The 22,466-nt window shown below is 72.0% G+C and carries 21 protein-coding genes and 2 pseudogenes; 12 read left to right on the top strand and 11 right to left on the bottom strand.

The window, feature by feature from the left end; genetic code table 11:
• Positions 1 to 25 precede the first annotated feature (25 nt).
• Complete coding sequence (locus tag ACY34M_RS39345) at positions 26 to 1,330, bottom strand: MFS transporter (protein WP_462723303.1); 1,305 nt, start codon at positions 1,328 to 1,330, stop codon at positions 26 to 28.
• A 151-nt stretch (positions 1,331 to 1,481) separates the two neighbouring features.
• On the opposite strand from ACY34M_RS39345, the gene ACY34M_RS39350 reads away from it, so the two are divergent.
• Positions 1,482 to 2,165, top strand: a complete 684-nt coding sequence (locus ACY34M_RS39350) for a GntR family transcriptional regulator (RefSeq protein WP_462723302.1) — start codon at positions 1,482 to 1,484, stop codon at positions 2,163 to 2,165.
• Between the two features lie 150 nt (positions 2,166 to 2,315).
• On the opposite strand, the gene ACY34M_RS39355 is transcribed toward ACY34M_RS39350, so the two are convergent.
• Positions 2,316 to 3,209, bottom strand: coding sequence for a Sir2 family NAD-dependent protein deacetylase (locus tag ACY34M_RS39355; protein ID WP_462723301.1), 894 nt, complete (start codon positions 3,207 to 3,209; stop codon positions 2,316 to 2,318).
• An 87-nt stretch (positions 3,210 to 3,296) separates the two neighbouring features.
• Positions 3,297 to 4,241, bottom strand: a complete 945-nt coding sequence (locus tag ACY34M_RS39360) for an SDR family oxidoreductase (RefSeq protein WP_462723300.1) — start codon at positions 4,239 to 4,241, stop codon at positions 3,297 to 3,299.
• 129 nt (positions 4,242 to 4,370) lie between these two features.
• Here ACY34M_RS39360 and ACY34M_RS39365 point away from each other — a divergent pair, with 129 nt between their 5' ends.
• Positions 4,371 to 5,210: a helix-turn-helix transcriptional regulator gene (locus ACY34M_RS39365; protein ID WP_462723299.1), complete on the top strand. Its 840-nt coding sequence runs from the start codon at positions 4,371 to 4,373 to the stop codon at positions 5,208 to 5,210.
• Between the two features lie 93 nt (positions 5,211 to 5,303).
• Here the strand turns inward: ACY34M_RS39365 and ACY34M_RS39370 are convergent, their stop codons facing one another.
• Complete coding sequence (locus ACY34M_RS39370) at positions 5,304 to 5,897, bottom strand: TetR/AcrR family transcriptional regulator (RefSeq protein WP_462723298.1); 594 nt, start codon at positions 5,895 to 5,897, stop codon at positions 5,304 to 5,306.
• A 110-nt stretch (positions 5,898 to 6,007) separates the two neighbouring features.
• On the opposite strand from ACY34M_RS39370, the gene ACY34M_RS39375 reads away from it, so the two are divergent.
• Genes ACY34M_RS39375 through ACY34M_RS39385 form a run of 3 tightly spaced genes read left to right on the top strand, consistent with a single transcriptional unit; the run spans position 6,008 to position 7,753 of the window.
• Positions 6,008 to 6,445: a nuclear transport factor 2 family protein gene (locus ACY34M_RS39375; protein ID WP_462723297.1), complete on the top strand. Its 438-nt coding sequence runs from the start codon at positions 6,008 to 6,010 to the stop codon at positions 6,443 to 6,445.
• Positions 6,442 to 7,290, top strand: coding sequence for an NmrA family NAD(P)-binding protein (locus ACY34M_RS39380; protein WP_462723296.1), 849 nt, complete (start codon positions 6,442 to 6,444; stop codon positions 7,288 to 7,290). The genes ACY34M_RS39375 and ACY34M_RS39380 overlap by 4 nt, the downstream gene beginning before the upstream one ends.
• Before the next feature lie 7 nt (positions 7,291 to 7,297).
• Positions 7,298 to 7,753, top strand: a complete 456-nt coding sequence (locus tag ACY34M_RS39385; RefSeq protein ID WP_462723295.1) for a phosphotransferase family protein — start codon at positions 7,298 to 7,300, stop codon at positions 7,751 to 7,753.
• Positions 7,754 to 7,770: 17 nt separating this feature from the next.
• On the opposite strand, the gene ACY34M_RS39390 is transcribed toward ACY34M_RS39385, so the two are convergent.
• Positions 7,771 to 8,655, bottom strand: a complete 885-nt coding sequence (locus ACY34M_RS39390) for an EamA family transporter (protein WP_462723294.1) — start codon at positions 8,653 to 8,655, stop codon at positions 7,771 to 7,773.
• Between the two features lie 68 nt (positions 8,656 to 8,723).
• On the opposite strand from ACY34M_RS39390, the gene ACY34M_RS39395 reads away from it, so the two are divergent.
• Positions 8,724 to 9,599, top strand: a complete 876-nt coding sequence (locus tag ACY34M_RS39395) for a LysR family transcriptional regulator (protein ID WP_462723293.1) — start codon at positions 8,724 to 8,726, stop codon at positions 9,597 to 9,599.
• A 22-nt stretch (positions 9,600 to 9,621) separates the two neighbouring features.
• Here ACY34M_RS39395 and ACY34M_RS39400 read toward each other — a convergent pair whose 3' ends face one another.
• Positions 9,622 to 11,133: an alpha/beta fold hydrolase gene (locus tag ACY34M_RS39400; RefSeq protein WP_462723292.1), complete on the bottom strand. Its 1,512-nt coding sequence runs from the start codon at positions 11,131 to 11,133 to the stop codon at positions 9,622 to 9,624.
• A gap of 70 nt (positions 11,134 to 11,203) precedes the next feature.
• On the opposite strand from ACY34M_RS39400, the gene ACY34M_RS39405 reads away from it, so the two are divergent.
• The 5 genes from ACY34M_RS39405 to ACY34M_RS39425 all read left to right on the top strand — a co-directional run bounded on the left by ACY34M_RS39405 (position 11,204) and on the right by ACY34M_RS39425 (position 17,211).
• The gene (locus ACY34M_RS39405; RefSeq protein ID WP_462723291.1) at positions 11,204 to 12,148 is read left to right on the top strand and encodes a helix-turn-helix domain-containing protein; all 945 of its coding nucleotides are present in this window, start codon (positions 11,204 to 11,206) and stop codon (positions 12,146 to 12,148) included.
• A gap of 114 nt (positions 12,149 to 12,262) precedes the next feature.
• Positions 12,263 to 13,843, top strand: a complete 1,581-nt coding sequence (locus tag ACY34M_RS39410; protein WP_462723290.1) for an AMP-binding protein — start codon at positions 12,263 to 12,265, stop codon at positions 13,841 to 13,843.
• Positions 13,844 to 13,886: 43 nt separating this feature from the next.
• Positions 13,887 to 14,423 (top strand): helix-turn-helix domain-containing protein, encoded by a 537-nt coding sequence (locus ACY34M_RS39415; protein WP_462723289.1) that lies wholly within the window; start codon positions 13,887 to 13,889, stop codon positions 14,421 to 14,423.
• A gap of 109 nt (positions 14,424 to 14,532) precedes the next feature.
• Entirely contained in the window at positions 14,533 to 15,678 is a 1,146-nt protein-coding gene (locus ACY34M_RS39420; protein ID WP_462723288.1) for an aminotransferase class V-fold PLP-dependent enzyme, read from the top strand.
• A 42-nt stretch (positions 15,679 to 15,720) separates the two neighbouring features.
• Complete coding sequence (locus tag ACY34M_RS39425) at positions 15,721 to 17,211, top strand: amino acid permease (RefSeq protein WP_462723287.1); 1,491 nt, start codon at positions 15,721 to 15,723, stop codon at positions 17,209 to 17,211.
• Here the strand turns inward: ACY34M_RS39425 and ACY34M_RS39430 are convergent.
• The 4 genes and pseudogenes from ACY34M_RS39430 to ACY34M_RS39445 all read right to left on the bottom strand — a co-directional run bounded on the left by ACY34M_RS39430 (position 17,199) and on the right by ACY34M_RS39445 (position 19,787).
• Positions 17,199 to 17,588: a VOC family protein gene (locus ACY34M_RS39430; RefSeq protein ID WP_462723331.1), complete on the bottom strand. Its 390-nt coding sequence runs from the start codon at positions 17,586 to 17,588 to the stop codon at positions 17,199 to 17,201. The genes ACY34M_RS39425 and ACY34M_RS39430 overlap by 13 nt on opposite strands.
• A gap of 35 nt (positions 17,589 to 17,623) precedes the next feature.
• A pseudogene (locus tag ACY34M_RS39435) lies at positions 17,624 to 18,184 on the bottom strand (type 1 glutamine amidotransferase domain-containing protein); the annotation flags it as partial.
• Positions 18,174 to 18,446 (bottom strand): annotated as a pseudogene (locus ACY34M_RS39440) (acetoacetate decarboxylase family protein); the annotation flags it as partial. The pseudogenes ACY34M_RS39435 and ACY34M_RS39440, both read right to left, overlap by 11 nt.
• Before the next feature lie 75 nt (positions 18,447 to 18,521).
• On the bottom strand, positions 18,522 to 19,787 hold the full coding sequence (locus ACY34M_RS39445) for an NADH:flavin oxidoreductase/NADH oxidase family protein (protein WP_462723286.1): 1,266 nt from the start codon (positions 19,785 to 19,787) through the stop codon (positions 18,522 to 18,524).
• Positions 19,788 to 19,902: 115 nt separating this feature from the next.
• Here ACY34M_RS39445 and ACY34M_RS39450 point away from each other — a divergent pair, with 115 nt between their 5' ends.
• Positions 19,903 to 20,508 carry a TetR/AcrR family transcriptional regulator gene (locus ACY34M_RS39450; protein WP_462723285.1) on the top strand — a complete coding sequence of 202 codons (606 nt, stop codon included), beginning with the start codon at positions 19,903 to 19,905 and terminating at the stop codon, positions 20,506 to 20,508.
• A gap of 41 nt (positions 20,509 to 20,549) precedes the next feature.
• Here the strand turns inward: ACY34M_RS39450 and ACY34M_RS39455 are convergent, their stop codons facing one another.
• Entirely contained in the window at positions 20,550 to 22,409 is a 1,860-nt protein-coding gene (locus ACY34M_RS39455; RefSeq protein ID WP_462723284.1) for a glycoside hydrolase family 2 protein, read from the bottom strand.
• Between the last annotated feature and the right edge of the window lie 57 nt (positions 22,410 to 22,466).

Consider the following 22,466-nt stretch of genomic DNA (forward strand, 5'->3'; position numbering starts at 1 on the left):
GTTGTCGCCCTGTGCGGTCATGAGTTCAGCGCAGCTGGATGCCGCACGTCTCCGGAAGGCCGAGCAGCGCCACGCAGGCGAGCACATAGCCGACGGCGGCGAAACCGAGCGCGCCGCCCACACCCCAGCTGTCGGAGAGGAAGCCGACGAGGGTGGGGAAGACGGCCCCCACGGCGCGGCCCGTGTTGTACGTGAATCCCTGTCCGGTGCCGCGTACTTCGGTGGGGTACAGCTCGGCGAGGAACGAGCCGAAGCTGGAGAAGATCGCCGACATGCAGAATCCGAGCGGGAAGCCGAGGATCAGCGAGACCTCGTTCCAGTCGGCGGGGACCTGCGCGTAGCAGAGCACGCACGCGGCCGACAGGACGGCGAAGAGCTGGATGGTGCGGCGGCGCCCGAGGAGGTCGGTCAGGTGCGCCCCCGTGACGTACCCGGTGAACGCCCCGATGATCTGTACGACGAGGAATCCGCCGACGCCGGTGACGGCGAGGCCGCGCTCGTCGCTGAGGTACTTCGGGATCCAGGTGGCCAGCGTGTAGTAGCCGCCCTGGACACCGGTGGACATCAGCGCGGCCAGCAGCGTCGTACGCAGCAGTGACCCACGGAAGATCGCGGTGACCGAGTGCGAACGCTCCGGTGACTGCAGCCGCTCGGCCGCCTTGGGCGCGTCCTTGACGCTGCGCCGCACGTACAGCACGAGGAGCGCGGGCAGCGCACCGGTGAAGAACAGCACGCGCCAGGCGAGGTCCTGGTCGACCAGGTGGAACACCACGCTGTAGACGAGGACCGCGAGTCCCCAGCCGACCGCCCAGGCCGACTGGATCCAGCCGAGCGTACGGCCACGGTGGCGGGCCGAGGCGTACTCGGCGACGAGGACCGCGCCGACCGCCCATTCGCCGCCGAACCCGAGTCCCTGCAACGCGCGGAAGACCAGGAGCGTTTCGAAGTTGGGCGCGAAGCCGCAGGCGACGGTGAAGACGGCGTACACGCTGACCGTCCAGACCAGGGCGCGCACCCGGCCGACGCGATCGGCGAACACCCCGGCCAGCGCGCCGCCCACGGCGGAGACGAGCAGGGTGACGGTGGCCAGCAGGCCGGTGCGGCCGTTGTCGAGCCCGAAGTAGGCGCCGATCGCCGCGAGACCGAGCGGCAGCACGTAGAAGTCGTAGGAGTCGAGGCCGTAGCCGCCGTACGCGCCGGCGAAGGCGCGCCGTCCGTCCGGGCCAAGCTCCCGGAACCAGGGGAACCACCCCGCCTCGGACTGCTGCTTCTCGGTGCTGGGCGTTGCCTGAGTGGGGGGCCGCTCGGACGGCCCGGAGTTCACGTTCATAACCGTGCACCTCTCAAGTTGCTTGAGAACACCACGAGTTGACGTTTTGGCACCGTAGAGGATCGTCGAACAATCCAACAAGAGGATGCGCCGTTGTTTCACTCGATGAATTGCCATACGGTCGACGCACAGCTGACGAGAGGGGCGCCGCATGGGCCAGGAAGTCAATCAACTGGCGCGCGACAAGGCCCTGTTGGGACGCACGAGCATCGCCGGTCGCGTGGCGGATCTACTGCGTACACGCATCGGCGAGGGTCACCTCACGCCCGGGACAAGACTTTCCGAGGACAGGATCGCCGAGGCCCTCGGTGTCTCCCGCAGCACCCTGCGCGAGGCGTTCCGGCTGCTGACGCACGAGCGGCTGCTGGTCCACGAACTCAATCGCGGGGTGTTCGTCCGGCGTCCGAGCGCCACCGATGTCTCCGACATCTACCGGATGCGGGTGCTGGTGGAGTGCGCGGCGATCCGCACCCTGGGCGATCCGCCGTACGACCTCGACGGCTTGCGGACGGCCGTCACCGAAGGCGAGAAGGCTGCCGCGACCGAGGACTGGAACGCCCTGGGCGCGGCCAACTTCCACTTCCACCGCGAACTCGTCGCACTCGCCGGCAGTCCGCGCGTCGACGAGGCCATGCGCAGCGTCCTGGCCGAACTCCGCCTGGCCTTCCACGCCGTAGACGACCCACGCACCCTCCACTGGCCCTACCTGGACCGCAACCGCACCCTCCTGGACGCCCTCGCACAGGGCGACGCCACACAGGCGGAGCACCTCCTGGAGCGCTATCTCGACCACTCGCGGGTCAATGTGCTGAGCGCGGAGAAGCGCCAGGAATAACGCCCGATCGGACAGTCTGGACGCATGACCGAATCCCCCCTTGCCCCCTCGGCCTCGACCCTAGGTGCCCGAGGCGTACGCGTGGGTGGAGGGGCAACGGGCCGTGCGAGTACGGGTTGGTCTGATCGGCCCGGCGGGGGCGGCACCGGTTCAGTCGCGCACCGCCGCCACCACGTCCCGCAGCGCCTGCCCCAACGGCAGCTCCACCCGCACGGCCCAGCGGTCGCCGCGGGTGGGCTGGTTGTTGACGATGAGGACCGGGGTTCCGGCGTCGGAGGCCTGGCGTACGAAGCGCAGGCCCGACATGACGGTCAGCGAGGAGCCCAGGACGAGCAGCGAGGTGGCACCGGCGACGAGGGTGCGGCAGGTCTCGACCCGGTCGGGCGGCACGTTCTCGCCGAAGAACACCACGTCCGGCTTGAGGACTCCGACGCCGCAGGCCGCGCACGGCACCACCTGGAATTCGCGCACGGCCTCGTCGGGGAGTTCGACGTCGCCGTCGGGGTTGACCCGCGCCGACCGGTGCCGCTCGGCCTGAGCCTCGAACTGCGGGTTGGCCTCCCGCAGGCGCCGGTCGAGTTCCTCGCGGGTGGTGAAAGTGCGGCAGTGCAGGCAGACCACGCGGCTCAGGCTGCCGTGCAGCTCGACGACGTCCTGGACGCCCGCGGCCTGTTGCAGACCGTCGACGTTCTGCGTGATCACGCCGGTGACGAGGCCCGCCGCGGCGAGCTCCGCCACGGCGAGGTGTCCGGCGTTCGGGTGGGCGCGGAGCATGGCCCGCCACCCGAGCTGGCTGCGCGCCCAGTACCGCTGCCGGGCGTACTCGCTGCCGGTGAACTCCTGGTACGTCATCGGGATGTGCCGCCGCCGCAGCGACCCGTGCTCCCCGCGGTAGTCCGGGATGCCCGACTCCGTGGAGAGCCCGGCCCCGCTCAGCACGACGACCCCACCCGCTCGCACCGCCTCCACGACGGGCGCCAGGTCGGTCGTGGCGGGCGGCTGGTCTCCGGACGGTTCCCAGGTCAGGGTGGGTCGGGTACGCATATCGCCCAGCTTACGCAAACGGCCCCGTCCGCACGGTCGCATCGCGTCAGCGGGCCCCGACCGGACCGGCCACAGGCACGATGCCCCTCAGCTGCCGGGGAAGGAGGTCTTCGTCAGTTCTTCGGATGCCTGCCAGATGCGCTGCGCGTCCTGCGTTCCGCGAAGGCGCGAGTAGAGCTTCTGCTCGGCGGGTGGACCGCCCATGTGTCCGATTCCCCGGGGCCCGTAGAACCGGCCGCGTTCGGCGTCGGGAGCGGTGGCGGCGTAGAGGGCCGGGAGCTGGGCGGTGCGGACCGTGCCGACGACGATGCCGCGGGTGGACAGGGCCCGGATCAGGCGCACGCCCACGGTGTCCTTGGCCCGGCCGACCTCGGGGCGGGCGGCGAGCAGGTTCGTCGGGGCGACGCCGGGGTGGGAGAGATTGCTGGTGATGCCCCAGCCGTGGGCCTGGCTGCGCCGGTCGAGTTCGAGGCCGAAGAGGCCGAACGCGATCTTCGACTGGCTGTAGGCCTTCATGCCGTCGTAGGAGCGTTCCCAGTTCAGGTCGTCCCAGTTGATGGCGCCCTGGTTGGCCGCGACGCTGATCTGCGAGGTCACCCGTGCCCGGCCCGCACTGAGCAGCGGCAGCAGGTGGGCCACCAGCGCGAAGTGGCCGAGGTGGTTGGTGCCGAACTGCAGCTCGAACCCGTCGGCGGTCGTCTGCCGGGCGGGCGGAGTCATGACACCGGCGTTGTTGACGAGGAGGTGGATCGGCCGGTCCTCCGCCCGCAGGGTGTCGCCGAGGGCCGCGACGGATTCGAGCGAGGACAGGTCGAGTCGGCGCAGCGACACGTTCGCGTGCGGGACCTTCGCGCGGATCGTGGTGAGTGCGGCCTCGCCCTTGCGTGGATTGCGTACGGGCAGGAGCACCTCGGCCCCGGCCGCGGCGAGCCTCGTGGCGAGGCCGAGCCCGATGCCGTCGCTCGCTCCGGTGACGACGGCGCGCCTGCCGGACAGGTCGGGGACGGTGATGTCGATGGGTTTGCGTGGCATGCCCAGAGCTTCGGCCGACGACGGGGCGGCGGCAATCGGTGAAGGGGGGACTGACAATCCGTGGTTGTCGCGGTGGGCGGGCGGTAGAAAGGGAGGGCAGGACAGGCGCGCACGGTGACGGAGGCACGGGTGATCGATCGGAGCGGCCTCGCGGAGTTCCTCCGGCGCCGCCGGGAGTCGCTGCAGCCGGAGGACGTGGGCCTGCCGCGCGGGCGGCGCCGCAGGACGACCGGTCTGCGGCGCGAGGAAGTGGCCGCGCTGTGCCACATGTCGACCGACTACTACGCGCGGCTAGAGCGGGAGCGCGGCCCCCACCCGTCCGAGCAGATGGTCGCCTCCATCGCGCAGGGGCTCCATCTCTCCCTCGACGAGCGCGACCACCTGTTCCGGCTCGCCGGACACACGCCGCCCCCGCGCGGCGCGGACAGCGAACACATCGGCCCCGGCCTGCTGCGCGTCCTCGACCGTCTCCAAGACACCCCCGCGGAGATCGTCACGGAGCTCGGCGAGACACTGCGCCAGACCCCGCTCGGCATCGCGCTCACGGGTGACCAGACCGGGCACACCGGACCGGCCCGCAGCATCGGCTACCGCTGGTTCACCGACCCCGGCACGCGCGAGCTCTACGCCCCGGAGGACCACGCCTTCCTCACCCGCATGTTCGTCTCGGGCCTGCGGGGTGTGGCGACGCTCCGGGGGCCCGGTTCCCGCGCGGCGCACTACGTCGATCTGTTGCTCGCGCGGAGCGAGGAGTTCCGCCGGGTGTGGGACGACCACGAGGTCGGTGTCCGCCCCCACGAGGTGAAGCACTTCGTGCACCCGGAGGTGGGCGCGCTGGAACTGACGTGCCAGACGCTCGTCGACCCTGCCCAGTCGCACCTGCTCCTCGTCTACACGGCCGTTCCGGGCAGCGAGAGCCACGAGAAGCTGCAACTGCTGTCCGTGGTCGGAGCGCAGTCGCTGCGCTGAGGCGACGGCCGGGCTTCAGGGCCCGCCTTCACGCCCCGGCTTCGGGCCCCGCCTTCACGCCCCGGCTTCGGGCCCCGGCTTCATGATCCGGCCTCAGGATCCGCGCGACGCACCGGCCATGACACGGGCCGCGAATTCCGCCAGCTGGGCCCGAATCCGTTCGCGCGCCACGCCTTCCTGCCCGGCCAGATGCTCGACGAGGTCGGCCCGCGTGGCGGCCAGCAGGGCGTGTGCGGCGAACCCGCCGTCGGGCACCCCCGGAATCTGTTCCAGTGCGGAGCGCAGCAGGCCGTGCCACCGCTCGTAGTGCGTCGCCTGGTACGGGCTGCCACTCCCGGCTCCCTCCAGGGCCAGCGCGACCCGCCGGTTGTCGAGCTTGAAGCACAGCACGGCGTCGAGCAGCGCGGTGACACGCTCCTGCGGTGGGCTGTCGGGGCCGAGGGGTGACGGGCCGTCCTCGACTGCGCGGGTGACCGGTTCGAGCCGCGCTTCGTACAGCGCGCGCAGCAGCCCGACCCGGTCCCCGTAGGCCCGGAACAGCGTGCCCTTGCCGACGCCTGCCTCCGTCGCGATGTCGGCCATGGTGACGTCCTCGGGGCTGGTGCCACGGGCGAACAGCGCGTCGGCGGCCGCGAGGACGGCTTCCCGGTTACGGGCGGCGTCCTTGCGGGGCTTGCGGTCGGGCATGCGGTTCCTCTCGTCGTCACTCTCATTGCAAAACGGACCGGCGGTCCGGTACATTTTCGAAACGGACCCGTGGTCCGGATTCTACGAGCTCTACGCGCCGGAGGACACCCATGCCCGCACCCACACCTGCACCGACGTCTCCGGCGGAGCTGTACCGCCACAGCCTGAGGCTGCTGTTGGACAAGGACATCGCCGGCTGGGTCGGCCTGTGGGCCGAGGACGGAGTGATGGAATTCCCGTTCGCTCCCCGGGGCTGGCCGCGGCGCCTGGACGGCAGGGAGGCCGTCGCGTCGTACATGCGCCACTACCCCGACCACATCGACCTGCACGACTTCCCCGATCTCCAGATCCACGAGACCCTCGACCCGCGGACCATCGTGGTCGAAATGCGCGGTGTCGGCCGCCTGGTGGAGACCGACAGCCCCTTCGACATGACGTACATCGCGGTGGTCACGGTCGAGGAAGGCCTCATCACGTCCTACCGCGACTACTGGAACCCGCTGGCCGTCCAGCAGGACGGCGCCGACTTCGCCGGGAGCAAGCGATGACCACCCGTACCGGAACCACTCTGGTCATCGGCGCCACCGGCACGACCGGCAGCCGTGTCGCCGCGCAGCTCACGGCGGCCGGCCACCATGTCAAGGCCGCCAGCCGCCGCGCGACCCCGATCCCCGGCACGGATCCGACCCCGTTCGACTGGTACGAGCCCACCACCCATGCCGCCGCTCTCGACGGAGTCGACCGCGTCTACCTCGTGCCGCCCGTGGGTGAGCCCGATCCGGCGGCGGTCATGCTGCCGTTCCTCCACCGGGCCCGCGCGTCGGGTGTGCACCGCGCGGTGCTGCTGAGCTCCTCCGCCATCCCCGAAGGCGGACCGGCGGTGGGCACGGTCCATCAGGCACTGCCCGAGCTGTTCGACCACTGGGCGGTGCTGCGGCCCTCCTGGTTCATGCAGAACTTCACCGGCGGGCACGCACACGCCACGAGCATCCGCAAGGAGGGAACCATCCGGACCGCGACCGGGAACGGCCGGGTCGGTTTCATCGACGCCGAGGACATCGCGGCCGTCGCGGTCCGCGCCCTGACCGAGGAGACCGCCCCCAACACGGACCTCGTCCTCACGGGCCCCGAGTCACTCTCCTACGACGACATCGCGACGATCGTCACCGAGGTCACCGGCCACCCCGTGACCCACCGCCACCTCTCCTACGAGGAAATGCGCGACCGCCTCGCGGCGGAGATCCCGGAGGAGTTCGCCGCGATGCTGGCCGACATGGACCGGACGATCGCGCAAGGAGCGGAAGACCGCACGACCGACACCGTCCAGCGCATCACCGGCCGCCCTCCACGCACCTTCCGCACCTTGCTCGAACACGAGACCACGGGCCGATGATCGCCCCATGCGCCCACTGAGACACGGCTACACCAACCGCACCCTCGCCGACGGCACGGTCGTAGCGAGCCTGAAGCTCGGCTTCCTGCCCGGTGTGCCGGGCCAGGAACTGGTGGACGCGGGACATGCCGCCGAGGTACTGGCAAGCTGCGGAGAACTGCTGCGCCGCATCCACGAACTCACCCCACCCGCAACGGCCTTGGGCACGCGTAGCGCGGGCGACGTCCTCGTACACGGCGACTTCGGCCCCAACAACGTACTCCTGGACCCAGCCACCTTCGGGGTCACCGCCGTGGTCGACTGGGAGTTCGCCCACGTCGGGGATCCGGTGGAGGACCTGGCCAGGTGCGAGGAGTTGCGGCGGTTCTGCGAGCGATGGGACGCGGACGGGGCGGGCGTCCGGCAGTGGAGGGAGCGTGCCGCCACGACGGCGGGGTGGGAGGAGTGGTGCGGTGCCCGGTGACCGCTGGGGAATCGGGACTACGTACGGCTGCCGGAAGTTCCCACCGACACCGCGTTCGCCGCGACGATGGCTGCGATCGCCGACCAGGCCGGTGTGTCGAGGTGTTGGTCGAGGATCAGGAGGCCGACGAGGGCCGCGAAGACCGGGTTGACGCTCATGAAGACGCCGAAGAAGCGGGCGGGGACCCGGCGCAGTGCCAGGAGGTCGGAGAGGAACGGGACCGCCGAGGAGAGGATCCCGGCCGCCAGGGCGCACAGGACTGCCGGGACCGTCGGCGGGTGCAGGTACAGGACAGTCGCGCCGATCGGCACGTAGAGGAGGCCGGAGACGGCGGCCGCCGCCGAGCCCTGAACGCCGGGCAGGCGGTGGCCGACGGCACGGTTGAGCAGGATGTAGCAGCCCCAGCACACCGCAGCGACCAGGGCGAGCGTGATGCCGAGGTAGTCCGTGCTGGGCCGTGGCCTGGTGAGGACGACGACGGACGCCGCCGCGGCCAGGGCGCACAGCAGGTCGACGCGGCGGCGCGTTCCGGCGAGGGCGACGGTGAGCGGGCCGAGGAATTCGAGCGTGACCGCGAGGCCGAGCCCGATCCGGTCGATGGCCAGGTACAGCGTGAGGTTCATCGTGGCGAAGACCGCGGCCAGGGCGAGGACCAGGCGCCATTGGACCGCGGTGAAGGACCTCAGGCGCGGGCGGCCCGCCGTCAACAGGACGGCGGCGGCGACCCATTGTCGTACGGCCACGACCCCCGCCGGACCGATGACGGGGAAGGCCAGGGCGCCCAGGGACGCGCCGGCCTGGTTCGACAGGCCGCTGCCGAGCATCAGCGCGACACCGCCCGCACGGGAGGAACCGGAGGTGGCCTCAAGGGCCGGCTGCGAAGCGTGGGATGTGGTCGCCATGGTGTGAGGTTCGACCCGCCCGTCACATACGCAAAATGCATGGCGCGGCTTTCGCATACGCTGGACGTATGGATGAAGGAAGCGCGCTCGCCGGCCTGGAACTGCGACATCTGCGCTGTCTGCTCGCGATCGTCGACACGGGCACCTTCACCGACGCCGCCATCCAACTCGACGTGTCCCAGGCCTCGGTGTCCCGCACCCTGCACGCCCTGGAGACCGTGCTCGGCGTACGCCTCCTGCACCGCACGAGCCGCGCCGTCACGCCCACCACCGCCGGCGTCCGGGTCGTCCACCGCGCCCGGCAGCTGCTCACCGAGGCCGAGAACCTCGTGCGCGAGGCCACCACGGGCCACACGCGGCTGCGGATCGGGCACGCCTGGGGAGCGTTCGGGCGGCACACGACCGAGTTCCAGCGGCGCTGGCACCAGCGGTATCCCGACGTCGAGCTGCTCCTGGTGCGGCACAACAGCCCCACGGGCGGCCTGGCCGAGGCCGCCTGCGATCTGGCCGTCGTCCGCCACCGCACCGACCTGCGCCGCCGCTACGCCTCCGCAGTCGTCGGCCACGAACCCCGCTACGTCGTCATGGCCACCGACGACCCCTGGGCCGGACGCCGCCGCGTGCCCCTCGCGGACATCCGTGAACGCACGGTGGCGGTGGACCGGCGCACCGGTACCACCACCGCCGACCTGTGGCCGGGCGAGCCGCACGGCTCCATCGAGTACACGGCCGACGTCGACGACTGGCTCGCGGCCATCGCCACCGGGCGCTGCGTCGGCGTCACCCCGCAGGCCACCCTTGCCCAGTACCGGCGCGAGGGTGTCGTCTACCGCCCGGTGTCGGGCGCGGATCCGGTGCCGGTGCGGGTCATATGGAACGAGCGGGATCCGCACCCGAGCACGCACGCGGCCATCGCCCTGCTGACCGAGCTGTACGAAGGGTGACTTCTCCGGCCCGCCCGCGCCCTCACTCCTCCGTGAGCTTCGCCGTGAGCTTGGCCAGGACGCGTTCCATCGCCTCCCGCACCGCCTCGCGCGCGGAGTCGGTGTGGTCGAGGCCCTCGAAGGCGTGCGGCGCGCCCGGTACGTCGATCACCTCGACCGGGGCGCCGCCCACCTCCGCCGCCCCCACGAATTCGGCCACCGTCGCCGCCACCGCGGACGCCTCCAGGCCGACCCGGATCAGGACGAACGGCGGCGTCCCCCCGCGCGCCACCACGTCCGCCGGGCGGAACCCGGGGTCGTTCACGCCCCAGCTCGGCAGGGGCGCCATGATCGGGTAGTTCGCCGCCAGGCAGCGCAGCCACGGCGGGGCCTCGCTCAGCCACGGCGCCGACAGCGGGCCGCCGCCCGAGAAGAACCACAGCGCGATCCGGTCCGCGTCGACCCTCGGATCGGCGCGCACCTCTGCCACCGCCGCGGCCACGTCGTCGGCCGCCGCCGGATACGCGGTGACCGCGTGCAGCCGGTGGTCGAGGGTGACGCCGATCGCGCCGCGCGACGCCGCGTACCGGGCGTAGCCGACGTAGGTCGGCCAGTCGCGCGGAGTCGGTCGTGCCTGCGCCGGCACGGGTCCCCCGTGCACGAACACGATCGCGGGGCGCGGCTCCTGCGCGTCTTCCGGTACGTACAGGTCGATGGCCCCGCGCCGTTCGCGCGGGATCTCCGGTACATCGAGGAGGAACGGCCGCAGGTATCCGGACTGCGCCGACTCCCCCGACGCATCCGTCTCCTCCACGGGTTCCAGACGCGTCCCTTCGTCGGCCGCCGCCTTCAACAGCACCTCGGCGAGCTGGTCCGGGCACGACACCATCGGCCAGTGCCCGGTGGGCAGTTCGAAGAACGTCACGTCCGGGCGGACGAGCGCCTTGATCGTCGGATCGCCGAAGCGGAGCAGCATGCGGACCGTGTCGATGGTCGCGCCGCTGTCCGCGCAGAGCACTCCGGTGGTCGGCAGGTCGCTCGCCGCTCCGGTCAGACGCAAAGGCTGCAACAGGGTGCCGAGCGGTTGCGGCGCGGCGCGCGCGGCCAGCCGCTCCAGAGCCTCGTCCGATACGCCCGAGGTGCTTCCCCAGCGCGCCCACTCCCCCGTGGTCGGCGCGGGCAGCAATCCCTCGGTGTCGCCTGCCTCGGCGAGGCGCTCGCGCAGCTCCTGGTCGGGCACCGCGGCAAGGGCCATGGCTCCGTCCGGCACCGGCCCCGTGTCGAGGTACACGATCCGTGCGACCCGGTCGGCCCGCAGGTCCGCGGCGCCCACGGCCGGATACGCGCCGTAGTCGTGTCCGACGAGCACGATGTCCCGCCCCTCGGGGACGGCGTCGATGGCCGCCACGACCCGTGCGATGTGCGCCTCCAAGTCCCTGGCCGGTCCGAGGTCCGCCATATGCACCTGCGCGCCTTCGGCCGCCAGTTTCCCGGCTGTCTCCCGCCACGCGTCCGGGCCCGTGAACAGGCCCGGCACCAGCACGAACTCCGTCATCTCCACGTCCTCCCTCAGTGGTTGTCAGCGGTGGGCGGTACGTTAGGAACTCCCCCTGAGGGAGGTTCAAGTGACCGTGCCGCCCGACGGCCTGTGGAGCATCGGTGAGCTCGCCGAGCACGCGGGCACGACCGTGAAGACCGTCCGCTTCTACTCGGACAACGGACTGCTGCCCGAGCGCACCCGCAGCGCGGGCGGACACCGCCGGTACGGCTCCGACGCCCTGGACCGGCTCCGGACGATCCGCTCGCTGCGCGGCCTGGGCCTGCCCGTCGCCGAGGTGCGCCGCATCGTCGACGAGCGGGCGGGTGCGGACGGCGTTCTCGAGGACGCCGTCGCGGGTCAGCTGCGCACCCTCGGCTCGCGGCTCAGCGCGCTGCGCTGGCAGGAGGCGGCGCTCCGGCTTGTCCAGGAGTGCCCGCCGGGCGAGCGGGCGGACCGGCTCCGGCTCGTCGGCGCGCTGGACACACCGCCGAGCACGGCGCCGCTGGCCAGGTTCTGGCGCGGCTGGCTGCCGCCACGGATGCCGGCCGCGGCGCGCTCCGCGTTCCTCGACGCCGCCGTTCCACAGCCGCCCGAGGCCCCTTCCCCGTCCCAGGTGCTGGCCTTCGCCCGGTTGTGCGCGATGGTGTCCCGCCCCTGCACACCGGATCAGGGCCCCACCCAGCCCGCCGCGCACAGCAGCGTGGGCGCGCGCGAGTCCGCCGTCCTGTACGCCGGGTTGGCCGAGTCGTACGACCTGGCGGCGCACCGCATACGGGTGGGTGACGCGCCCGCTCCGGGCGAGGCCCTCGACTGCTTCGTCGCCACGTACGCGAGCGTGACCCGCTCCCCCGACACGGCCGCCTTCCGTCGTGGACTCGCCCGGCAGCTCGCGGCCGACCCGCGCCTCGACCGCTACTGGGATCTGGTGACCGAGGTGACGACCGCCGAGGGCGCCCGCCCGGAGCCGACTCCGGGCACGGCCCACGACTGGCTCACCGCCGCGCTGGACACGGAGCTGGCGAGCGCCTGAGCACGCTTTCGGCATTCTCGCGGGTGAGACACGGCGGGCGCCGTTTCCCCGGCTTGGCGGGCAGCGGACGGGGTAGAGCCGGTTCGGGACCCCGCCCGCCCCCAGGAGGCCGCCATGCCGGAAACCGTCACCGGGCCCGACGCCCTGTCGTACGAGCCGCTGACACCCACCGCGTACCTGGACCGCGCCGCCGCCGCGCACGGCGACCGGATCGGGGTCGTCGACGGCGAACGGCGCTGGACCTACGCGGAGTTGCACGACCGCTGCACCCGCCTGGCGGGCGCTCTCGCGCCGCTGGCCGACGGGCGGCCCGTGGCGGTGCTCGCGCCGAACACGCACGTCCTCCTGGAGGCGCACTTCGGGGTGCCATGGGCCGGCGCGCCGCTGGTGGCGGTGAACACGCGGCTCGCGGCGGCCGAAGTGGCGTACATCCTGAGCCATTCGAAGGCGTCGGTGCTGATCCACGACCCGTCGTTCGACGTGCTGGTCGACGACGCGCTGGCCCGCCTGGACAGTCCGCCCCGTCGGATCAGGGCGGGCGCGGAGTACGAGGCCCTGCTCGCCGGGGCCGAACCGCTCCACCACACCCCCTCGGACGAACGCTCGCTCCTCGCCGTCAACTACACGTCGGGCACGACGGGTCGTCCCAAAGGCGTGATGTACCACCACAGGGGCGCCTATCTGCAATCCGTGGCGATGGTCGGCCACACGGGGCTCACCCCGTCGTCGGTCCATCTCTGGACGCTGCCGATGTTCCACTGCAACGGCTGGTGCTTCCCTTGGGCGGTGACCGCGGCGGCGGCCACGCACGTGTGCCTGCCGAAGCTCGACCCCGCCGAGGTGTGGCGGCTGATCCGCGAGGAGGGCGTGACCCACCTGAACGGCGCGCCCACGGTCCTGTCGATGATCGCCTACGCCCCGGACGCGGCCCCACTGCCGCAGGGACGCACCATCCGCATGGCGACCGGCGGCGCCCCGCCCTCCCCCGCGATCCTGCGCCGGATGGGCGAGTTGGGCTTCGACGTCACGCACCTGTACGGGCTCACGGAGACGTACGGGCCCGCGATGCTGTGCGACTGGCGCCCCGAGTGGGACACCCTCGACGGCGCGGCGCAGGCCCGCCTGAAGGCACGCCAGGGCGTCGGCAACATGATCTCGTGCACGGCCCGCGTCATCGCCGACGACGGCACCGACGTCCCGGCGGACGGCGCGAGCACCGGCCAGATCGCGCTGCGCGGCAACAACGTCATGCTCGGCTACCTGGACGACCCGGAGGCCACCCGGGCCGCCGCCCCGGACGGCTGGTTCCGCACCGGCGACATCGGGGTCGTGCACCCCGACGGGTACGTGGAGCTGCGCGACCGCTCCAAGGACGTCATCGTCTCGGGCGGCGAGAACATCGCGTCGGTCGAGGTCGAGCAGGCCATCATGGACCACCCGGCGGTCCTGGAGGCGGCGGTGATCGCGGTCCCCGACGCGCGCTGGGGCGAGGTCCCGGCCGCGTACGTGACCCTCCGGGAGGGCACGTCGGCCACCGACGCGGAGATCATCGAGCATGTCCGTGGCCGCCTCGCCCGCTTCAAGGCGCCGAAGACGGTGACGTTCGGCGAGCTGCCCAAGACGTCGACCGGGAAGATCCAGAAGTACGTGCTGCGCGACAAGGCGTGGGCGGGGGCGGCGCGGCGCATCCACTGACCGGCCCCTCCGACGCAGAGCGGATCTGGTCTAACCTCGCCCCGTGATCGGCAATCGGATACGCGAGGTGCGCAAGACCCGAGGGATGACGGTGCGGGCGCTGGCCGAGCGGGCCGGGGTGTCGACCGGCCTCGTCAGCCAGGTCGAGCGCGGGCTCACCGACCCCAGCCTGGAGACACTGCGCCGGCTCTCGGCCGCCCTCGGGCTGCCGCTGTTCGACCTGTTCCGGCAGGACGAGGCGGAGGAGGTCGCGCTGGTGCGGCGCGAGCGTCGGATCCAGGTGCGCTCGCCGGAGGGCGGGATCGCGTACACACGGGTGTCGGCCGGGTCGGCGCGGCTCGAGGTCCTGGAGGGCACGCTGGAGCCGGGCGGCGCGTCCTCCGACGCCCGGTACAGCCATCCGTCCGAGGAGTGCGTGCTGGTGCTGAGTGGCAGCCTGGTCGTCGAAGCGGGTGACGGACGCCACGAGTTGGGGCCCGGCGACAGCGTTACCTTCGACTCCCGCCTCCCGCACCGGTACGTGAACGAGGGGGCGGGGACCGCGCGCTTCTTGGTGAGTGTCACGCCGCCCAGCCGCTGACCCCGGCCCACAAGTACCCGCGCCCGCACACCCATTGACGTGGCACACACCGGACTGGTTCGATCACCCGCACTGAACACGTTCACCGGGATTGAATGCGAGTCGCCCCGTGCCGATCGACGCCCCGAACACCCCCGAACGCTTCCGCGCCCGGTTCCCCTCCCTCAAGGACACGGTCCACCTGGCCAGTTGCAGCCAGGGAGCGGCGTCCGAGCACGTCCTGGCGGCGCTCCAGGAGTTCCAGTGGTCGATGCGCAGCCACGGCGCGCCCTGGGGCGAGTGGATGGTGCAGGTCGATGCCGCGCGCGCCGCGTTCGCCGCGCACATCGGCGCAGGCACGGACGAGATCGCGGTGGTGCCCTGCGCCTCCGACGGGGCGTACCAGGTGGCGTCCACGCTGGACTGGTCGCGGCGGCCGGGCCTGGTCACGACGGACATGGAGTTCCCGTCCGTCGCGCACGTCTGGCTGGCACAGGGAGCGCGGGGCGCGCAGGTGCGGCACGTGCCGGACGAGGACGGCATCGTCCACGCCGCCGCGTACACGGACGCCATCGACGACTCCACGCATCTCGTCTCCGTCCCGCTCGTCTCGTACCGCAACGGCGTCCGGCTCCCGGTCGCGGAGACCGTCCGGGCGGCGCGGGCCGCGGGAGCGCGGGTGTTCATCGACGCGTACCAGGGACTCGGCACACTCCCGGTCGATGTACGGGAGTTGGACTGCGACTACCTGGTGTGCGGCGCGCTGAAGTACCTCCTCGGAGTGCCCGGGATCGCCTTCCTGTATGTGCGGGGCGGTGTGCGCGACGAGGTGGCACCGCAGCTCACCGGGTGGTTCGGGCGCGTCGACCCCTTCGGCTTCGATCCGCGGACGCTCGACTTCCCTGACACCGCGCGGCGTTTCGAGACGGGCACGCCGTCGATCCCCTCCGCGTACGCCGCCGCGGCCGGGCTGCGCACCCTCGCGGAGGTCGACGCGAAGGACGTCGAGGCGCACATCCGCGAGCTCACCGCGTACGCCCACCGTTGCCTCACCGAGGCCGGCGAGACCCTGGCCTCGCCCGCGGATCCCGAACTGCGCGGCCCGCAGGTGGCGATCGCCGACCCGGCACCGGACGCGCTGGCCGCCGCGCTCGGCGAGCGCCGCATCGTCACCAGCCCGCGCGGCACCCTGCTCCGCGTCTCGTTCCACTACTACAACACCCCCGCCGACGTCGACGCGCTGACCGCCGCGCTCGCCGAGATACGCGCCAAGTAGCAGCCCGTCCAGGAACACCGCACCCACCACGGAGCGAGTGACATGCCCGACGATCCCCGCACGCACTCGGCACCACCGCAGGACCACGGCCTGAAAAGGTCGCTGACCGGACGTCAGCTCAGCATGATGGGGCTCGGCGGCGCCATCGGCACGGGTCTGTTCCTCGGTTCGAGTCTCGCGATCTCGGCCGCGGGCCCCGCCACCGTGATCGCCTACGTGCTCTGCGCGCTGATCGCCCTGGTGATCGGCTGGGCGCTCGCCGAGATGACGTCCGTGCATCCGGCGGCCGGCTCCTTCGGCAGCATCGCGCGGCACTACCTGGGCCCGCTGGCCGGGTTCGTGATCCGCTGGACGTACTGGACGATCCAGGTGATCGCGATCGGCGGCGAGGTGATCGCGGCCGGTATCTACGTCCGCTTCTGGTGGCCCCAACTGCCGCTGTGGCTGCCGGTGGTGGCGTTCTCGCTGCTGCTGCTCGCGGCGAACGCGCTGAGCGTCGGGGTGTTCGGACGCCTGGAGTACTGGTTCTCCACGATCAAGATCACCGCGATCGGTGTCTTCGTGCTGCTCGGCTGCGCGTACGTCTTCCTCGGCCTGCCCGGCCATCCGGCGGTCGGCACCTCGAATCTCTCAGGGCACGGCGGGCTGCTTCCCCACGGCATGTCCGGGCTCGCGACCGCCTTCGTCTTCGTCATCTTCAGCTACATCGGCACCGAGATCATCGCGGTGACGGCGGCCGAGTCCGAGAACCCGGTGCGGGACATCCCGCGCGCGGCCCGGCGGATGGTCGTACGTCTCGCGCTGTTCTACGTGCTGGCCATGGCGGTCGTCGTGACCGTCGTGCCGTGGACGCGCACGGCGAAGGGCGGCGACGTCACCGCGAGCCCCTTCGTGCAACTCTTCGACGTCGCGGGCATCCCGGCGGCGGCCGGCATCATGAACTTCGTCGTGCTCACCGCTGCCCTCTCCAGCGCCAACGCCAACACCTACCTGGCCACCCGCATGATCCACTCCCTGGCGGTGGACCGGCACGCGCCGCGCCTGTTCGCCCGCGTCGGCAAGCGGGGCGTCCCGCACCGGGCGCTCGCCGTCTCCGGGGTCGGCCTGGGCGCCGCCGCGCTCCTGTCGGTGCACTCCGAGGACACGGCGTACATCCTGCTCTTCGGCATCTCGGTGTTCGGCGCCCTGGTGGTGTGGATCCTCATCCTGGCCACGCACCTGTCGTTCCGCCGCCACCGCACCCGGCACGGCCTGCCCGCCTCACCGGCCCGGCTGCGCGGCGCGCCCTTCACCACGGTCGCGGCGGCACTCGCCCTCGCGGCGATCCTGGTCTCCACCGTGTTCATCGAGGGCCTGGAGGACTCGTGGAAGGCGGGTCTGCCGTTCTTCGCGGTCCTGGTGCTCGTGTACCGGTTCGGGGCGCGGCGGTACGAGACGGCGGGGGCACTGCCGGACAGTACGGCTGCGGAGGGAGCTGTGCCGGGCTCACGCGCGTCGGAGGGTCGTCCCGCGCAGGCGGATCAGTCCAGGTAGTGGGCGCGCCCCTCGTCGTCGAGGGCGACATCCCCTTCGGGGAGGATGCAGAACTCGTTGCCCTCGGGATCCGCCATCACCAGGAACCCGCCTTCGTCGTACTCCGTCAGGCGCCGTCCGCCGAGTGCCTCCACCCGCTGCTGCTCGGCCGCCAGATCGGGCGAGGTGAGGTCGATGTGCATGCGGTCCTTGCCGGGCGTGGGGTGCGGATTCCGCTGGAACCCGAACACCAGGCCGCCCTCGCGCCGCAGCCAGATGTACGGCCCCGTACGGCTCTCGACGGGCCGCCCGAGCACCTCCGACCAGAACGCGGCCAGCCGTTCGGGATCCTCGGCGTCGACGACGATGGCGGTGATCTGCACAGGCTTCGCTGTCATGCGGTGACCTCCAAGAGTGGTGCCGAGCGCGACGTTCAGGCGGTCAGGTCCTCCACGAGTCGCTTGGCGAGCAGTTCGGAGGACGCGGGGTTCTGCCCGGTGTAGAGGTTCCGGTCGACGGTCGTGAACGGACGCAGCGGCAGCCGTCCCTTGCGGTAGTCGGCGCCGCCCTCGCGCAGCCGGTCCTCCAGGTACCAGATCGCCTTGCGGCCGAAACCGTTGAGCTTCTCCTCCAGGTTGGACAGGCCCGTCATCCGGTATCCGGCGAACGGCCAGGATCCGTCCTCGTTCTCGGCCGCGAGCGTGGCGGCGGGCGCGTGGCACAGCAGCGCGAGCGGTGTACCGGAGTGCAGTACGCGGGTGAGCAGGGCGCCCGAGACCGGGTCGACGGCGAGGTCCTCCATGGGGCCGTGTCCGCCGGGGTAGAAGACGAGGTCGAACGCGTCCGGGTCGATCTCCTTCAGGTCCCTCGGCCTGTTCAGCTCGTCCTGGATGGAGTCGAGGTACTGGGCGACCCCGCGCAGCTTGGACGGCAGTCCGGCGGTGCGGGACATGCTGAGCCGGTCCAGCGTGGGCGGCGTGCCGCCGGGCGCGGATGGCGCGGGTGCGGGCGAGCATCGTGAGCCGGGCGGTCGAGATGCGGTAGTAGAAGTTCGGGGTGAGTGTGGCCCCGATCGGGGAGTCGACCTCGGTCTTGGGCAGCCGCCGGAAGAAGTCCACGCCGCTGACGCGCGGGTCGCGGGCGACTTCGTCCAGGTCGGTGTCCATCCGGTACCGGTCGTAGAGGCCGCCCTTGGGGACCGTGACCGTACGGCCGCCCAGATCGACCGTCACCATGTCCTGCGGAGCTGACGACATCGGTTCTGTCTCCTCCCTCATTCATCGTCGTGTCTCATACGCGGTGCGCAAGCCGTCCCGGGGTTTCGCGGTGCGTCACGCGGCCCGGTCCGCGGTCGTGTCCGTGTGCCGGGTCGTGGTCAGCCAGGTGCGGTAGCGGCGCAGGGCGCGTCGCTGCCGACCCTGCTCGCACAGCAGGGCGCGCGCCGGGTGGGTGCCCGGTTTGGGGTCCCGGCCTTCGGCGATACGGCGCATCTGGTGGCGGACCTGCGCCATGCCGGCGGCGGAGGCGAGGGCCTTGTCGGACCAGTTCACCGGCCGCATGTGCCGGTCCGCCTCGCGGTCGCGGAGCCAGCGGGCGGGCAGGTCGGGGGTGACGGAGAGGGCCGTGCCGATTCCGACGAGCGCCACCCCGCTGTCGAGGACCTGCTCCGCGGTCTCGCGGCGGGTGATGCCGCCGGTGAGCATGAGCGGCAGCGGGCTCGCCCCGACCAGGTCCTTCGCCAGGTCGAGGAAGTAGGCCTCGCGGGCGCGGGTGCGGTCGTCGGCGGCGCGGCCGGTCATCGCCGGGCTCTCGTAGCTGCCGCCGGACAGTTCGACGAGGTCCACGCCGAGCGGTGCGAGCATCTCGATGACCTGGCGTGCGTCGTCGGCGTCGAATCCGCCGCGCTGGAAGTCGGCGGAGTTGAGCTTCACGCCGACCCCGAAGGAGGGCGAGACGTCGGCGCGCACCGCGCGCACGATGTCGAGGAGCAGCCGGGTCCGGTCCTCCAGCGAGCCGCCCCACTGGTCGGTCCGCTTGTTGACCAGCGGGGAGAGGAACTGGGACAGCAGGTAGCCGTGCGCGGCGTGGATCTCCACGCCGTCGAAGCCCGCTTCCTCGGCGCGGCGGGCCGTCACCGCGAAGCGGCGCACCGTGGCGTCGATCTGCTCGGCGGTCATGGCCGTGGGGCGGCCGAAGCGTCCGCTGTGCCGCCCGAGGTCGACGCCCACGGCGGAGGGTCCCCACACCACGCCGGGCATGCCGGACTGCACCTGGCGGCCGGGGTGGTTGATCTGCATCCACATCGCCGCGCCGCCGGACCTTCCGGCGTCGGCCCATTCGGCGAACGGCTTCAGCGGTGCGGCCTCGTCGAGGACGACGCCCGCGGGGCCGGTCAGCGCCTCGGCGTGCACCATGACGTTGCCGGTGATCAGCAGTCCGGTGCCGCCCTCGGCCCAGCGCCGGTACAGCGCCAGGAGGTGCGGGCCGGGCAGCTGGCCCTCGTCGGCCAGGTTCTCCTCCATGGCCGCCTTCGCGATCCGGTTGCCCAGGACCTGCCCGGATCGCAGGGACAACGGCGAGAACAGCTCGCTGGTCATCCGAATCCCTCTCTTTCCTGCTCAGCGCGGTCGCCCGGAGCGATCGCATAGAATGTGTACAGCGCTCACATTAATCAAGGAATGTAAGCGGTGCATACATGAGAGGGTGTGACCCGTGCCACAGGGGACCGCGTACCACCACGGCGACCTGCGCGCCGCCTGCCTGCGTGCCGCGCGCGAGCTGCTCGAGGAGGACGGCAGCGCCGCGCTGTCGATGCGGGCCGTCGCGCGGCGCGCGGGCGTGTCCCCGACCGCGCCCTACCGGCACTTCGAGGACCGTGAGGCGCTCGTCTCCGCGGTCGCCGCCGAGGGCTACCGCGAACTCGCGGAGCAGTTGGTCGCCGCGCATCCCGCGCCCGTGACCCCCGACGAGCTGGCGGAGGTCGCCGTCGCGTACGTGCGCTTCGCGCTCGACCACCCCGCGCTGTTCCGGGCGATGTTCGCCGAGCCCTGCGACCCCCAGAACGCGGACCGGGTCGCCGCGACCGCCGCCATCGAGGAGTACGTGCGCGACACCGTGCGCCGGGCCGTTCCGGGCGCCGATCCGGACGCGCTGTGGACGCCGGTGTGGGCGCTCGTCCACGGCCTCGCGTTCCTGCACCTCGACGGCAAGTTCGACGCATCGACCCCCGGGGCGGTCGCCGATCAGGTCCGCGCCGCGTTCCTGGCGCTGTTCGCGGCCGCGCCGGCGCTCGCACAGGCGGCCGCCGCCCAGCGCTGAGGCGCGGGGCGGCGGCTGTCGTTGGCACCTGTGAGAGGACCTCAGGCAGGCAGGGCCCCCTCGATGGCTCCTCCGACGGCCCCTTCGATGACCCCTTCGATGGCGGCGGGCCGCACCTGCGCCGCGCGCACCCGCTCCACGTCCAGCTTCTCGGAGCGGTCGAAGCGGTAGATGCCGTTCTGCTCCTGGAAGACGTCGGTGAGCTGCGTGTAGCAGTAGCCGAACATGTCCGGGTCGTCGAGAAGGACCCCGGTGAGCCCGGCGAAGCGGTGGTGGAACTCCTCCTCGTCGCGCGGGCGTTGCCCGTAGCCCCACGACACGTCACGGTCCTCGCCGGCGGCCTGCGCCTCGTCGGGGTTCCACCAGATGCCGCCGAACTCGCTGCAGAAGTACGGCTGCCCGCGGTACGGGACGGACCAGGTGGCGTCCGGCGCCTCGTCCTGCGGGTTGACGAAGGGCTCGTCCTTGGCGAGTCCGCTCATCAGCTTCCCGAAGACCTCCGGGTCCTGCTCGTAGCAGTGCGAGTCGTAGATGTCCGTCTCCGGTACGCGGTGTGCGTAGCCGGATGCGTCGAGGACGGGACGGGTGGTATCGGCGGCCTTGGTGGCGAGGAACATCGCGCGGGTGACGTCGTCGAGGACGGATCGGCGGTCCGAGAGCCGCTGCCGGGTCTCGTTGAGCGGGCACCAGCCGACGATCGACGGGTGGTTGTAGTCGCGCTCGACGGCCTCCAGCCACTGCGCGACGAAGCCGCTCGTGGGCTGCTGGTTGTCGGTGCTCACGGGCCCCGTGCTCGCGCCCCAGTCCCCGAACTCGCCCCACACCAGGTAGCCGAGCCGGTCGGCGTGGTGCAGGAAGCGCTCCTCGAACACCTTCTGGTGCAGGCGGGCCCCGTTGAACCCTGCGGCGAGGGAGAGTTCGATGTCGCGGACGAGCGCGGCGTCGTCGGGGGCCGTCATCAGTCCGTCCGGGTACCAGCCCTGGTCGAGGACGAGGCGCTGGAAGACGGGCTCGCCGTTGAGCAGCACCCGCTTGCCGTCGACGGTGACCGAACGCAGGCCCGCCGTGCACACCGCCGAGTCGACGACCGCGCCGGACGCGTCGACGACGTCGAGGTGGATCTCGTACAGGTGCGGGTCGGCGGGCGACCAACTCCTGCGCCGCTCCTCGGCAATGGGCAGGACGAGGCGCGGCGCCAGGTCGAGGTGGGCGGGGACCGAGGTCTCGGCCACCGTTCCCTGTGCGTCGGTGAGGCGGGCTCGGATGTGGTGGCCCTTACGGCTGCCGGTCAGCGGGAGTTCGAGGTGGAAGCAGCCCGCGGCCAGGTCGGGGGTGATGCGGGGGCGGCCGAGGTGGGTGTCGGCGACCGGTTCCATCCACACCGTCTGCCAGATGCCCGTCGTGCGGGTGTAGAGGCAGCTGTAGTTGGCGTAGCGGTCGGACTGCTTGCCGCGCGCCTGCGGCCCCTCGGCGTCGTCCCTGGCCCGTACGACGACGGTGGCGTCCTCGCCGGGGCGGGCCACGTCGCCCAGGTCGGCGCTGAACGAGGTGAACCCGCCGCTGTGCCGGGCCACTTCCCGCCCGTTCACCCAGACCGTCGCGTCGTGGTCCACGGCTCCGAAGTGCAGGACGGCCCTGCGCCCGGCCCACTCGGCGGGCACCCGCACGGTGCGCCGGTACCAGACCGCGGTGTGGAAGTCCGTGTCACCGATACCGGACAGCTCCGACTCGGGGCAGAACGGGACGGTGATCCGCTCCGGCAACTCGGCTTCGATCAGGCCTCGTTCGAGTCCGCTGTCGCCGGGGTCGCGGGCGAACTGCCACGGGCCGTTGAGGTTGAGCCAGTCCGTGCGGACGAATCCGGGGCGCGGGTACTCGGGGCGGGGGGTGTCCTGGGCCATGCACTCTCCCTGGGTCGTCGTGCCGGGTACGTCGAGGGGCATGCCGCGGCGCGGGGG

The sequence above is a fragment of the Streptomyces sp. EDA2-14 genome (genome assembly GCF_054963755.1).